Origin of the sequence: Bradyrhizobium sp. 137 (assembly GCF_023074095.1) — a bacterium.
Lineage (GTDB): Bacteria > Pseudomonadota > Alphaproteobacteria > Rhizobiales > Xanthobacteraceae > Bradyrhizobium.
Window position 1 is genome coordinate 94,399 of the sequence record NZ_JADPKU010000026.1, and the last position, 12,653, is coordinate 107,051.

A 12,653-nucleotide genomic window follows, 5' to 3' on the forward strand; every position below is an offset into this window, starting at 1 on the left:
CGCTGTTGACAAGCCGGTCCCCCTCAGTCACGCGGGGGCGCGTCGAGATCAGGGCACGGACGGTCCGAGGGTGACCCAAAAGACGATCCAAGAGGTGGTCGAAGCGGCGATGCCAGAGCAGTCAATATCCGGTAATCCGCCGGTCAGTGCCCGCGCGCTCCTCGCCCACCGCGCCTTCCTGTTCTTCCTGCTCTCGCGCAGCCTGTCGCGTTTCTCCAGCCAGATCGCGGCGGTCGCGATCGGCTGGCAGATCTACGATCTCACCGGCTCGGCCTTCGATCTCGGCATGGTCGGCCTCGTGCAGTTTCTGCCCACCGCGCTGCTCGTGTTCGTCGCCGGCCATGCCGCCGACCGCTACGAGCGCAAGCGCGTCGTCCAGCTCTGTCAGCTCGTGGAAGCGGCAACCGCACTCTATCTCGCTGTGATCACCTATCTCGGCGCGGTCGGCGAGGTGCAGATCTTCGTCGCAACCTTCGTGCTCGGCATTGCCGGCGCCTTCGAGAGCCCGACCACGGCGGCGCTGCTGCCGCTGATCGCACCGCAAGGTTCTCTCCAGCGCGCCACCGCGGTCTCCAGCGGCGCGGCGCAGGTCGCGACCATTACGGGGCCCGCGCTCGGCGGCTTTGCCTATGCGGTGGCGCCGCATCTCGCCTATGCAGTGATGGTGCTGTTCTGGATCCTTGGGATGATCTTGACCGGCTTCATCCGGCCGCGTCCGCAGGCGGTCGCCAAGGAAGGGACGAACTCGGACAACATCTTTGCCGGTGTCCGCTTCATCCGCAGTAATCCTGCGATCCTCGGCACCATCTCGCTTGATCTGTTCGCAGTGTTGTTCGGCGGCGTGACGGCGCTGCTGCCGATCTATGCCCGCGACGTCCTCCAGACCGGGCCAGTCGGGCTCGGCGTGCTGCGTGCGGCACCTGCGGTTGGCGCGCTCTTGATGACCATGGTGCTGGCGCGTCACGCCGTCTCGCGGCATGTGGGCCTGCGCATGTTTCAGGCCGTGATCGTGTTCGGTGTCGCCACGATCGTATTCGCGCTGTCGTCCTGGATGTGGCTCTCGGTGCTCGCGCTCGCCGTTCTCGGCGCCGCCGACACGATTAGCGTCGTGATCCGTTTCTCACTGGTGCAGCTGTCCACGCCCGACGAGATGCGCGGCCGGGTCGGAGCGGTGAATTTCCTCTTCATCAATGCCTCGAACCAGCTCGGCCAGTTCGAGAGCGGCCTCACCGCCGCCCTGTTCGGCGCCATGCCCGCCGCTGCGCTCGGCGGCGTCGCCACCGTCGCGGTGGCGCTCCTGTGGATGAAGCTGTTCCCGAGCCTGCGCCAGGTGGAGAGTTTGGAGTAACACTCCGCCCTTCGACGCGTGATTGCGAGGAGCTCGCGACAAAATTGCGAAGCAATTTTGCGCTGATGCGACGAAGCAATCCAGAATCCCTCCGCAGAGAAATCCTGGATTGGTTCGCCGCGCTCGCAAGGATGATTGTGGAGGCGCTGCGTTCTTTGTTTACCCCCGCCCCACGAACGGCATCTTGGTCGCCATCACCGTCATGGTCAGCACATTGGCGTCGAGCGGCAAACTCGCCATGTAGGCGACGGCATCGCCGACCGCCTTGGCATCCATGCGCGGCTCGTGCTTGGTGGTGCCGTCGGGCTGGAGCACGCCGGGACCGTTGACCATGCGGTCGGTCATCGGGGTGGCGGCATTGCCGATATCAACCTGGCCGACCGCGATGTCATACATGCGGCCGTCAAGATTGGACGCCTTGGTGAGACCCGTGATGGCGTGCTTGGTCGAGGTGTAGGCGGCAGAGAACGGCCGCGGCGCGTGTGCCGAGATCGAACCATTGTTGATGATACGGCCGCCGCGCGGGGTCTGGTCCTTCATGATGCGGAAGGCGTGCTGAGTGCACAGGAACGGGCCGGTGAGGTTGGTGTTCACTACCGCCTGCCACTGCTCAAGGCTGAGATCCTCGAAGTTGACGGCCGGCGCGCCCATGCCGGCGTTGTTGAAGAGCAGGTCGAGGCGGCCATAGGTCTCCTTCACCTTGGCAAACAGCGCCGCGATCGAGTCCGGTTTGGTCATGTCGGCGGTGACACACAGGCTTTTTCCTGCGGGGCCGAGCTTTGCGGTCTCCTCGAGCATGTCGAGCCTGCGCCCGACCAGCACCACGGTGAAGCCGGTGTTCATCAGCGCCAGCGACGCCGCACGCCCGACACCGGTGCCGGCGCCCGTCACCACTGCGATCTTTTTTGCTTCACTCATCGTTTCCTGCCTTTTGTCATGCTGTCAGGTTTTGGGTTCTTTTTCGTTCTTGTAGGGCGGGCGCGGAATGTTCTGATGTGCGGCGCGCAACGCCGCCGACCAGCGCGAGCGCAAATCGTGGAAATAGGGCTCGCCCGCCTCGATGCGGTGATTGAGATCGGCCTCGCAGGCATCGTTGCGCACCACCAGCACGTCGATCGGCAGGCCGACGCCGAGGTTCGAGCGCATGGTGGAGTCCATCGAGATCAGGCCGGTCTTCAGCGCCTCGTAAAGCTCGACGTCGTAGTGCATGGCGCGGTCGAGCACCGGCTTGCCGTATTTGTGCTCGCCGATCTGCAAGTACGGCGTATCTGTGGTGCACTCGATGAAATTGCCCGCGGTGTAGATCATGAACAGGCGCATCCGGGAACCCTTGATCTGGCCGCCGAACAGGAAGGAGACGTCGAAGGAAACGTCCTCGGACTTCAGCGCCGGACCTTCGGTCGCGTGCACGGCCCGGATCGCCCGGCCGATGCGCTGGGCGGCCTGGAACATGGTCGGCGCGTTCATCAGCGTCTCGATCTCGCCCGTGTCGGGGTCCTCCAGGCCTTCCGTCAGCGTCGACAGCACCGACTGGCTGATGGCGAGGTTGCCGGCGCTGGCGATCGCCATGATGCGCTCGCCGGGCTTGGAGAAGATGTGCAGCTTGCGGAAGGTCGAGACGTTGTCGAGGCCGGCATTGGTGCGGGTGTCGGCGATCATCACCAGACCGTCCCGAACCAGGATTCCGCAACAATAGGTCATTTCCAGTCCCCGAACGCGTTTGCGCGGAATTACTAGCCAATTTCGGGAGCCGCTCCAACCCCGATTCCTAGGGATCATGTCGTCATTCCGGGGCGCCGGAAATCCATTCCTCCGCTAACTCTGCGGCCAATGGATTTCGGGCTCGTGCTGAGGCACGCCCGGAACGACGAGTTAGCTTTGCCGCTGTGACTGCGATTGCGACTGCCCGCCGCGGCCGGCCTGCTCGACCTTGACCGCCACCGCCAGAGTCTCCGTGCCGCCGCCATAGCGGGTACCGCGCACGGGGGCTGCGCCGAGATAATCGAGTCCGATCGCGACGCGGACATGGGCGTCGGTGGCGCAGATGCTGTTGGCGGGATCGAAGCCGACCCAGCCGAGATCGGGCACGTAGGCCTCCGCCCAGGCGTGGCCGGCCTCCTGGTGCACCGTACCGTCAGAGCGCAGGAAGTGTCCGGAGACGAAGCGCGCCGGCACGCCGCCGCTGCGTGCGCAGGCGATGAAGATGTGCGCGTAGTCCTGGCAGACCCCGCGCTTGAGCGTGAACGCCTCCGCCGCCGAGGTGCCGCTGTTGGTCGGGTCCTCGTCGAAGGTCATGTGATCGCCGATCTCGGTCATCAACGTGTGCAGGAAGCCGAGCGTGTCGCTCTCGGCCTCGCTGCGCAACTGGCGCGCAACCGCCATCATCGCTGGATTGACGGAGGTGAGGTCGGTTGAGCGCAGAAACATGCCGGCCGGAAAGCGCTCGTCCGTGCCGCGCAGCACGCCGCCGGTGTCGTGGGTCTCGATCAGGCCTTCGGCGGTGATCTTGATGTCGCCGACGGGACCGCAGGACAGCACATGGGTGACGTTGCCGAACGCGTCCTCGTGCGTGTCGAGCTTGGTGTCCGTCGAGACGTCGATCTGCCATTCCGCCACGTATTGCCCGTCATGGCTGCCGGGCGTCATGCGCAGGATCTGGATCACGCTGGTCGCCGGCGGCTCGTAGCGATAGGTCGTGGTGTGCTGGATTCGCAGGCGCATGGTGATTAACTTGCTCCGTCATTCCGGGATGGCCCGAAGGACCAGACCCGGAATCTCGAGATTCTCAGGTGCGCAATTGCGCACCATAGTTCGCCCTTCGGGCGCCCCGGAATGACAGCCTGTATCAGATCAAATACTGCTTCGTGATGATTTCGCCCAGCCTTGAATTGTCCGTAATGAATTCCTGAATGAATTCATGCACGCCGTGCTGGAAAATGTCGTTCATATTGCTGTGTTCCAGCCGGTTGCGGATGCCGCGGGCGTGGCGCTGAGCGGGGCCCTGGCGGCCATAGGCGACGCCGATCTGGTCGAGGTTGCGCACGAGATTGCCGTAGCAGCTTGCCAGCGAGCGCGGCAGCGTGTCGTTGAGGATGAGCAGGTCTGCGATCAGCCACGGTTTAAGCGTCTCGCGATAGACCCAGTGATAGGCCGTCAGCGCCGAGACCGAGCGCAGAATCGAGCTCCACTGATAGAAGTCGAGCGGGCCGCCGACATGCTCTTTCTCGGGCAAGAGCACGTGATACTTCACATCGAGGATGCGCGCGGTGTTGTCGGCGCGTTCGAGATGCACGCCCATCCGCGAGAACCAGTAGGCGTCGTTGCGCAGCATGGTCCGGTAGGCCGACCCGTCGAAGCGCAGCGAGGTCTCCTGCACGAAGCGCAGGAATTTTGCGAGGTCCTCCCGCGTGGAGGTGCCCTTGCTCCAGACCGCCTGAAGCTCGATCCAGGCCGAGTTGATGGTGTCCCACATCTCGCTGGTGAGCGCGGTGCGCACCGAGCGCGAGTTGAGGCGGGCCGCCTCGATGCAGTTCTTGATCGAGGACGGGTTTGCCGCCGAGAACGAGAGGTAATCGACGACGTTGTGCTCGTTGGCTTCCTCATATTGCTGATAGAAACTGCCGGCGACACCGGCGGTGAGCAGCGCCGAGTCCCATTCATTGGTCTTGCCGATATAGGCGGCGGGAAGCGCGGTGACGCGCAGCGTCGCATCGATGGTGCGCGCGAGGTACTCGGCCCGTTCGACGTAGCGAGCGAGCCAGTAGAGGTTTTCGGCGGTACGCGACAGCATCTCTACTCGTCCAAAATCCAGGTGTCCTTGGTGCCGCCGCCCTGGCTGGAATTGACGACCAGAGAGCCTTCCTTCAGTGCAACGCGTGTCAGCCCGCCCGGCACGATCGTGGTGCGCTTGCTGCCCGTGAGCACGAAAGGCCGCAGGTCGACATGGCGCGGGGCGAGGCCGCTTGCGGTACAGGTCGGGCAGGTGGAGAGCGCCAGCGTCGGTTGCGCGATGAAGCCTTCCGGCTCACGCTTCAGTTTTTCGCGGAAGGCCTCGATCGTGGCTTTCGTCGCGGCGGGGCCGATCAGCATGCCGTAGCCGCCGGAGCCATGGACTTCCTTGACGACGAGTTCGCCCAGATTGTCCAGCACATAGGCGAGATCCTTCGGCTCGCGGCAGCGCCAGGTCGGCACGTTCTTCAGGATCGGCTCCTCGCCAAGATAGAATTTTACGATGTCGGGCATGTAGGAGTAGATCGCCTTGTCGTCGGCGATGCCGGTGCCGACAGCATTGGCGAGCGTGATGTTGCCGGCCGCATAGGCCGACATCAGGCCCGGCACGCCGAGCACGGAGTCGGGGCGGAAGGTGAGCGGATCGAGGAAATCGTCGTCGACGCGGCGGTAGATCACGTCGACCCGCTTCAACCCCTCCGTCGTCCGCATGAACACTTCGTTGTTCTTGACAATGAGGTCGCGGCCCTCGACCAGCTCGATGCCGAGCTTGTCGGCCAAGAACGAGTGCTCGTAATAGGCGGAGTTGTAGACGCCGGGCGTGAGCAGGGCGACCGTCGGCTCGCCGGAGGCGCTTTGCGGCGCGACCGAGCGCAGCGCCGCGAGAAGCTCGTCCGGATAGCGTTCGACCGGCGCCACCCTGTGGCGGGCGAACAGATCCGGAAACAGCCGCATCATGATCTCGCGGTTTTCCAGCATGTAGGACACGCCCGAAGGCGTCCGCGCATTATCCTCCAGCACGATGAAGTCTTCAGCGTCGGTCCGGACGATGTCGATGCCGGCGATGTGCACATAGACATCGTGCGGCACCTGCTGGCCGTTCATCTCGGGCCGGAACACCGGGTTCTGGAAGATCAGGTCGTCGGGCACGATTTCGGCGCGAAGGATATCGCGGCCGTGATAGATGTCGCGCAAAAACATGTTGAGCGCACGCACGCGCTGCTTCAGGCCCTTCTCCAGCAGCGCCCATTCCTTGCCGGACATGATCCGCGGGATCACGTCGAATGGGATCAGGCGCTCGGTCGACTCGGCTTCGCCATAGACCGCAAAGGTGATGCCGATGCGGCGGAACAGCAACTCCGCCTCCTGGCGGCGATATTCGAGGGCCTCGGGAGGCGTCTCCTTGAGCCAGCGCGCCAGCTCCTGATAAGCAGGCCGCAGGTCGCCGCCGGGAATATTCATTTCATCAAACGCGACTGCCATAGATCCCGACTGTTCTCCCAGGCGTTGCGGCATGAGCCAAGTCGCGCCGGCCTTGGTGGAGACCGCAACGTCCTGTGGCCATGCGGCAAGAGTGCATGACTTTCATGTGGTAGCAAGGGGCGGGCCAGCGCGATAAGCATGGAGGATGGGCATTTGCCGAGGATGGCCGGCGGCTTGCCTGAAAAAATGGCTGAGGACTGCTTATTTCGGCGGCAAAACCGCGTGACTTCAACGCGTTACCTCGGCAAAGTTGGCGCCACAGGTGAGGGACAGTTTTATGAGCGAGATCGTCACGGCGGGCATTCTGGTCATTGGGGACGAAATCCTGTCCGGCCGAACCAAGGACAAGAACATCGGGTTCATCGCCGAATACCTGACCAATATCGGCATCGACCTCAAGGAAGTCCGGATCGTCTCCGACGACGAGGACGACATCATCGCCGCGTTGAATGCACTGCGGCAGCGCTACACCTATGTCTTCACCACCGGCGGCATCGGCCCGACCCATGACGACATTACTGCCGACAGCGTCGCCAAGGCCTTCGGCGTCGGCATCGACCATCACCCGGAGGTGGTCGCCCGCTTCCGCGAGCGCTGGAGCGAGCAGGACCTCAACGAGGCCCGCTTGCGCATGGCTCGCATCCCTGACGGTGCTGAGCTGATCCAGAGCGCGACCATCCTCGCTCCGGGCTTCAAGATCGGCAATGTCATCGTGATGGCCGGCGTGCCCTCGATCATGCAGGCGATGATGGACATCGTCTCGCCCAAGCTGAAATCCGGCGTACGCATGCTTTCCGAATCGGTCCGCGCCAATGCGCGCGAGGGCGACATCGGCAGCCCGCTGCGCGCGATCGCGGCCGCCCATCCCGACACCATCATCGGCAGCTATCCCTTCATGGATGAGGAGCAAAGGCCGAACACCAATCTGGTGGTGCGCTCGCGCGATGCGGATAAGCTCGCGGCGGCGATGTCGGCGGTGAAGGAAATGCTGGCGGGATTGAACATCACCCGCTAAAGCGCCCGGCTTGCCGGACGTTTTACGAAGCAGGAGACGACAATGGCGGGTGAATCACCGGAACTGAGCGCGCAGGAGCGGGCGGGCAAGGCCTTCCCGGTCTCCTGGGACCAATTCCACCGGGATTGCCGGGCGCTGAGCTGGCGTCTCAACGAGGTCGGTCCGTTCCATGCAGTGATCGCGATCACCCGCGGCGGCCTGGTGCCGGCCGCGATCGTGGCGCGCGAGCTCGGCGTGCGCGTGATCGATACGGTCTGCATCGCCAGCTACGACCACAACAAGCAGGGCGAGCTTCAGGTCCTCAAGAGTATTTCCGAGGCGGCGATGAAGCTCGGCGGCGGCACCGGAAAGGGGCTTCTAATCGTCGACGACCTTGTCGATACCGGAAAGACCGGCAAGCTGGTGCGCGAGATGCTGCCCAATGCGCATTTCGCCACCGTCTACGCCAAGCCGATGGGGCGTCCGCTGGTTGATACCTTCATCACGGAAGTGTCGCAGGATACCTGGATCTTCTTCCCCTGGGACACTGCGCTGTCCTACCACCCGCCGCTTCGCGACGGGGCCGCGTGAGAGACGAAGTCATTCCGGAGCGATGCGAAGCATCGAACCCGGAATCTCGAGATTCCGGGTTCGGTCCTGCGGACCGCCCCGGAATGACGTCGGTTTAACGGGCGGAGGCAGCCATGCCCCTGCAAAATCGCGTCACGCCGACTGGTGAGATCATTGCCACGCCCCATCGCGGCCTGTTCACCGGCAATCGCGGCATCATCCATGATCCCGCGACGAAGACGCTGCTTCGGAAGCGGTGGTCGTCGCCGGCCTGGCTCACCTGCACTTGCGAATTCCGCGGACGGCGCCGCGAGGTGATGGCACAGCGAAGCTGGACCGAGCTGTTCTTCCTGGACGAGGCCACTGCGCTCGCCGCCGGCCATCGCCCCTGCTTCTATTGCCGCCGCGACGATGCCAATCGCTTCCGGGCTGCGTGGGAAAAGGGCAATCGCGTGCACGGCGTCCGCATGCACGACATCGACACGGTGCTGCATCATGAGCGGCTCGATCACGGCAGCAAACGACTGCACGTACTGCTGGTGCCGCTCGACCAGCTCCCCGACGGCGCAATGGTTCAGCAGGGCGAGGAGAGTTTTCTGGTGATGCGGGGCAGGGCGCTGTTGTGGTCGCCGGCGGGTTATACCGCGGTCGAGCGTCAGCTTGGCGAAGCGACGTTACTGACGCCGCCCTCGACGCTGCGCACATTGAACTCCGGCTACGCGCCCGTGTTGCATCCGACGGCGCTGCCTTAGCACAGCGCGCCCTTGCCATTACCCGAGTTTCTCGCGCGCCAGCGCCGCGCCGGCGCCGAGCGCCATCAGCTTGGCTTCGGCGATCTCCCGCCGCATCGGCGCCATGCCGCAATTGGTGGTGGCGATGATGTTGCTCTTCGGGACGAATTTCGACACTGCCTCGATCACCTTCACGACGTCGTCCGCCGTCTCCACCGTGTCGCTGGCTACGTCGATCACGCCGGCCTGCACAATCTTGGTCTTGAGCAGCGCCAGCAGGTCGAGCGGCACCTTCGAATTGCGGCACTCGATCGCGACCTGCTGGATCGGGCTGGCATCGATTGCCGGGAAGATCTGCTCATACTGCCGCCATTGGCTGCCGAGCGTCGCCTTCCAGTCAGTGTTGGCCTTGATGCCGTAGCCATAGCAGATGTGCACGGCGGTGGCGCAGGTGAGACCCTGCGCCGCGTGCTCCAGCGCCTTGATGCCCCAGTCGTTGACCTCGTCCATATAGACGTTGAAGGCGGGCTCGTCGAACTGCACGAGATCGACGCCGTCGGCCTGGAGCGCCTTGGCCTCTTCGTTCAGCAGCTCGGCGAAAGCGAACGCCATCTTCACGCGGTCGCCGTAATAGCGGTCCGCAATCGTGTCGATGATGGTCATGGGGCCGGGCAGCGTGAATTTCAGCTTCTTTTTCGTGTGCGAGCGCGCGACGCGCGCCTCGTCGGCATGAACGCGGCCCTTGAGCCGGAGCGGAGCGACTACCTGCGGCACCATCGCCTTGTAGCGGTCCTTGCGAATGCCCATCTCGACCTTGTGCGCGAAGTCGATGCCTTCGACCTTCTCCAGGAAGCCGTGCACGAAATGCTGGCGGGCCTGCTCGCCCTCGGTGACGATGTCGATGCCGGCGTCCTCCTGGATCTTCAGCCAGATCAGCGTCGCGTCGCGCTTGGCGCGCAAGAGCTCCTCGCCCTGCGATTTCCAGGGCGCCCACAGCATGTTGGGCTCGGCGAGCCATTCCGGCTTCGGCAAGGAGCCGGCGATCGTGGTTGGAAACAGCATGGCGGCCTCCCGGCGGGTTATGTTGCGCCTCTTCCTGCCATGTCTTAACGTCGAGGTACAGAACGACAAAAGTCGTCAACCCCGCGACGCCGGACCGGAAACGCCATGATCGAATTCTTCTTCGACTGTTCCAGCCCCTGGACCTATCTCGCCTTTCACAACATCCAGCCGCTGGCGAAGGAGCTCGGCGCGGAGATCATCTGGCGGCCGATCCTGGTCGGCGGCATCTTCAACACGGTCAATCCGAGCGTCTACGCGCAGCGCGAAAAGCCGGTGCCGCTCAAGGCGCGTTACATGAAGAAGGATCTCGCCGATTGGGCGCGCTCGGCAGGCCTGTCGATCAAGATGCCGCCGACCGTGTTTCCCGTGAACAGCGTCAAGGCGATGCGCGGCTGCATCTGGCTCGGCAATCACATGGTGCCGTTCGCCGCGGCCGTGTTCGAGACCTACTGGGGCGAGGACAGGGACATCTCGCAGGACGCGGTGCTCGCCGACATCTGCAAGAAGGTCGGCATCGACGAGCAGAAATTTTTCGCCGGCATCGCAGAGCAGGGCATCAAAGACCAGCTCAAGGCCAATACCGAAGAGGTCGTGGCGCGTGGCGGTTTCGGCTCGCCGACGATCTTCGTCGGCAAGACCGACATGTACTTTGGCAACGACCGCCTGCCGCTGATCCGCGAGGCGCTGCAGCGTCAAAAGGCGAGTGCGGCCTGATGGTGCGGGCCGTCATCTGCCGCGAACTCGGCGCGCCCGAGACGTTGCGGCTGGAGGAGTTTCCGTCGCCGCCGCTAAAGCCCGGCGAAGTGCGCGTTGCGATCCGCGCTGCCGGCCTGAACTTTCCCGACGTGCTGATGGCGGCTGGCGAATATCAGCTCAAGCCGGAGCTGCCGTTCACGCCCGGCATGGAAGCTGCCGGGGACGTCATCGAGGTGGGTGCGGAGGCGAGGGGCGTTGCCGTCGGCGACAAGGTCATCGTGAAGATGCGCCACGGCGCCTTCACGGATGAAGCGGTGGTGACGCCATCGCAACTCACCCCTAAGCCGTCCACTTTCGACTATGCTGAGGCCGCGACCTATCTCGCTGGTCATGGCACGGCCTATCATGCACTGATCGATCGCGGCCGGGTCGCGCCGGGCGAGGTGCTGCTGGTGCATGGCGCCGGCGGCGGCGTCGGTCTCGCGGCCGTCGAGATCGGCAAGATGCTGGGTGCGACCGTGATCGCAACCGCCTCCAGCGACGAGAAGCTGGCGATCGCGAAATCGCGCGGCGCCGATCATCTCGTCCGCTACGATCGTGAGCCGTTTCGCGATGCTGTCAAGCACATCACCGACGGCCGCGGCGCGGATGTGGTGTTCGATCCCGTCGGCGGCCAGGTGTTCGAGGATTCGATGCGTTGCATCGCCTGGGGCGCGCGATTGCTGGTGATTGGCTTTACCGGCGGCATCGGTTCGGCCAAGACCAATCTCCTGTTGATCAAGGGCGCGAGCGTGTTAGGCGTGCGCGCCGGCGAAGCGGTTCGAAGGAATCCCGCACTCGGCGACGTGCGCCTGAAGGCGCTGCTGCAATGGGCGGAGGAGGGCAAGCTGCGTCCCAACGTCTCGCATCGCCTGCCGCTGGAAGACTATGCAAAGGCGATGCGATTGCTGATCGAGCGCAAGGCGATCGGCCGCGTGGCGCTGGTGATGGATTGAGTTTTACCACCGTCATTCCGGGGCGCCCGAAGGGCGAACCCGGAATCGAGATTCCGGGTTCTCGCTTCGCGAGCCCCGGAATGACCGTGAACTATTTATATTCCCGCTCGGTCCACCACGGGAAATAGTCCGGCATATCGCTGGACACCTTGTTCTTGAATTGCGCCGGACGCTTTTCCAGGAACGACACCACGCCTTCCTTCACATCGTCGGAGCGGCCGCGGGCGTATATGCCGCGGCTGTCGATCTTGTGCGCCTCCATCGGATCGTCCGCGCCCATCATGCGCCACATCATCTGGCGGATCAGGGCGATCGAGACCGGCGCGGTCTTGGCGGCAAATTCCTGGGCAAGCGCGCGCGCCGTCGGCAGGAGATCATCGGGCGGCACGACCTTGCTGACGAGACGGCCGGAGAGCGCTTCCTGTGCCGGGAAGACGCGGCCGGAATAGCACCATTCCAGCGCCTGCGAGATGCCGACGATGCGCGGCAGGAACCAGCTCGAGGCGGCCTCCGGCACGATGCCGCGCTGGGAGAACACGAAGCCGAAGCGAGCGGCATCCGAGGCGATGCGGATGTCCATCGCGAGCTGCATGGTGACGCCGATGCCGACGGCAGGGCCGTTCACGGCAGCGATGACGGGCTTCAAGCATTTGAATATGCGTAGCGTCACCTGGCCGCCGCCGTCGCGCACCTGCGGATCGCTGTAATCGACCTTGCCGTCGGCGAGCCGCTTCACCGGCCCGCGGCGCGCGTCGCGGTCGAACGTATCCGCGCCGGACGAAAGATCGGCGCCCGCGCAAAAGCCGCGGCCCGCGCCGGTGACGATGATGGCGCGGATATTGTCGTCCTTGTCGGCGGCGTCGAACGCGTCGATCAGCTCTGCTTGCATCTGTGCGTTGAAGGCGTTGAGCTTGTCGGGCCGGTTCAGCGTGATGGTGAGGATCTGCTCGGCGACCTCGTACTTGATCGTCTCATAGGCCATGGTGGTTTCCTTCCCTTGTCATTGTTGAATCAATTCTGTCATTGCCGGGCTTGACCCGGCAATC

The 12,653-nt window shown here is 64.1% G+C and carries 13 protein-coding genes; 6 read left to right on the forward strand and 7 right to left on the reverse strand.

The window, feature by feature from the left end; all coding sequences use genetic code 11:
• Positions 1 to 109: 109 nt before the first annotated feature.
• Positions 110 to 1,348: an MFS transporter gene (locus IVA78_RS04865; RefSeq protein WP_247280100.1), complete on the forward strand. Its 1,239-nt coding sequence runs from the start codon at positions 110 to 112 to the stop codon at positions 1,346 to 1,348.
• Positions 1,349 to 1,507: 159 nt separating this feature from the next.
• Here IVA78_RS04865 and IVA78_RS04870 read toward each other — a convergent pair whose 3' ends face one another.
• The 5 genes from IVA78_RS04870 to IVA78_RS04890 all read right to left on the reverse strand — a co-directional run bounded on the left by IVA78_RS04870 (position 1,508) and on the right by IVA78_RS04890 (position 6,559).
• On the reverse strand, positions 1,508 to 2,266 hold the full coding sequence (locus tag IVA78_RS04870; protein WP_247280099.1) for an SDR family oxidoreductase: 759 nt from the start codon (positions 2,264 to 2,266) through the stop codon (positions 1,508 to 1,510).
• A gap of 24 nt (positions 2,267 to 2,290) precedes the next feature.
• Complete coding sequence (locus IVA78_RS04875) at positions 2,291 to 3,049, reverse strand: proteasome-type protease (protein ID WP_247280098.1); 759 nt, start codon at positions 3,047 to 3,049, stop codon at positions 2,291 to 2,293.
• A gap of 171 nt (positions 3,050 to 3,220) precedes the next feature.
• Positions 3,221 to 4,069 (reverse strand): transglutaminase family protein, encoded by an 849-nt coding sequence (locus IVA78_RS04880; protein ID WP_247280097.1) that lies wholly within the window; start codon positions 4,067 to 4,069, stop codon positions 3,221 to 3,223.
• Positions 4,070 to 4,193: 124 nt separating this feature from the next.
• Complete coding sequence (locus IVA78_RS04885; protein WP_247280096.1) at positions 4,194 to 5,138, reverse strand: alpha-E domain-containing protein; 945 nt, start codon at positions 5,136 to 5,138, stop codon at positions 4,194 to 4,196.
• A gap of 2 nt (positions 5,139 to 5,140) precedes the next feature.
• Positions 5,141 to 6,559 (reverse strand): circularly permuted type 2 ATP-grasp protein, encoded by a 1,419-nt coding sequence (locus IVA78_RS04890; protein WP_247280095.1) that lies wholly within the window; start codon positions 6,557 to 6,559, stop codon positions 5,141 to 5,143.
• Between the two features lie 277 nt (positions 6,560 to 6,836).
• Between IVA78_RS04890 and IVA78_RS04895 the strand changes: the two genes are divergently transcribed.
• The 3 genes from IVA78_RS04895 to IVA78_RS04905 all read left to right on the forward strand — a co-directional run bounded on the left by IVA78_RS04895 (position 6,837) and on the right by IVA78_RS04905 (position 8,875).
• Positions 6,837 to 7,574, forward strand: coding sequence for a molybdopterin-binding protein (locus IVA78_RS04895; RefSeq protein ID WP_247280094.1), 738 nt, complete (start codon positions 6,837 to 6,839; stop codon positions 7,572 to 7,574).
• Between the two features lie 42 nt (positions 7,575 to 7,616).
• Positions 7,617 to 8,144 carry a xanthine phosphoribosyltransferase gene (gene gpt, locus IVA78_RS04900; protein ID WP_247280093.1) on the forward strand — a complete coding sequence of 176 codons (528 nt, stop codon included), beginning with the start codon at positions 7,617 to 7,619 and terminating at the stop codon, positions 8,142 to 8,144.
• A gap of 113 nt (positions 8,145 to 8,257) precedes the next feature.
• Positions 8,258 to 8,875: a hypothetical protein gene (locus tag IVA78_RS04905; protein ID WP_247280092.1), complete on the forward strand. Its 618-nt coding sequence runs from the start codon at positions 8,258 to 8,260 to the stop codon at positions 8,873 to 8,875.
• An 18-nt stretch (positions 8,876 to 8,893) separates the two neighbouring features.
• On the opposite strand, the gene IVA78_RS04910 is transcribed toward IVA78_RS04905, so the two are convergent.
• Positions 8,894 to 9,916, reverse strand: coding sequence for a methionine synthase (locus tag IVA78_RS04910; RefSeq protein WP_247280091.1), 1,023 nt, complete (start codon positions 9,914 to 9,916; stop codon positions 8,894 to 8,896).
• Positions 9,917 to 10,021: 105 nt separating this feature from the next.
• On the opposite strand from IVA78_RS04910, the gene IVA78_RS04915 reads away from it, so the two are divergent.
• Both IVA78_RS04915 and IVA78_RS04920 read left to right on the forward strand, forming a co-directional pair.
• The gene (locus tag IVA78_RS04915; RefSeq protein WP_247280090.1) at positions 10,022 to 10,630 is read left to right on the forward strand and encodes a 2-hydroxychromene-2-carboxylate isomerase; all 609 of its coding nucleotides are present in this window, start codon (positions 10,022 to 10,024) and stop codon (positions 10,628 to 10,630) included.
• Complete coding sequence (locus tag IVA78_RS04920) at positions 10,630 to 11,607, forward strand: NADPH:quinone oxidoreductase family protein (protein WP_247280089.1); 978 nt, start codon at positions 10,630 to 10,632, stop codon at positions 11,605 to 11,607. The genes IVA78_RS04915 and IVA78_RS04920 overlap by 1 nt, the downstream gene beginning before the upstream one ends.
• 91 nt (positions 11,608 to 11,698) lie before the next feature.
• Here IVA78_RS04920 and IVA78_RS04925 read toward each other — a convergent pair whose 3' ends face one another.
• Positions 11,699 to 12,589, reverse strand: a complete 891-nt coding sequence (locus tag IVA78_RS04925; RefSeq protein ID WP_247280088.1) for a crotonase/enoyl-CoA hydratase family protein — start codon at positions 12,587 to 12,589, stop codon at positions 11,699 to 11,701.
• Between the last annotated feature and the right edge of the window lie 64 nt (positions 12,590 to 12,653).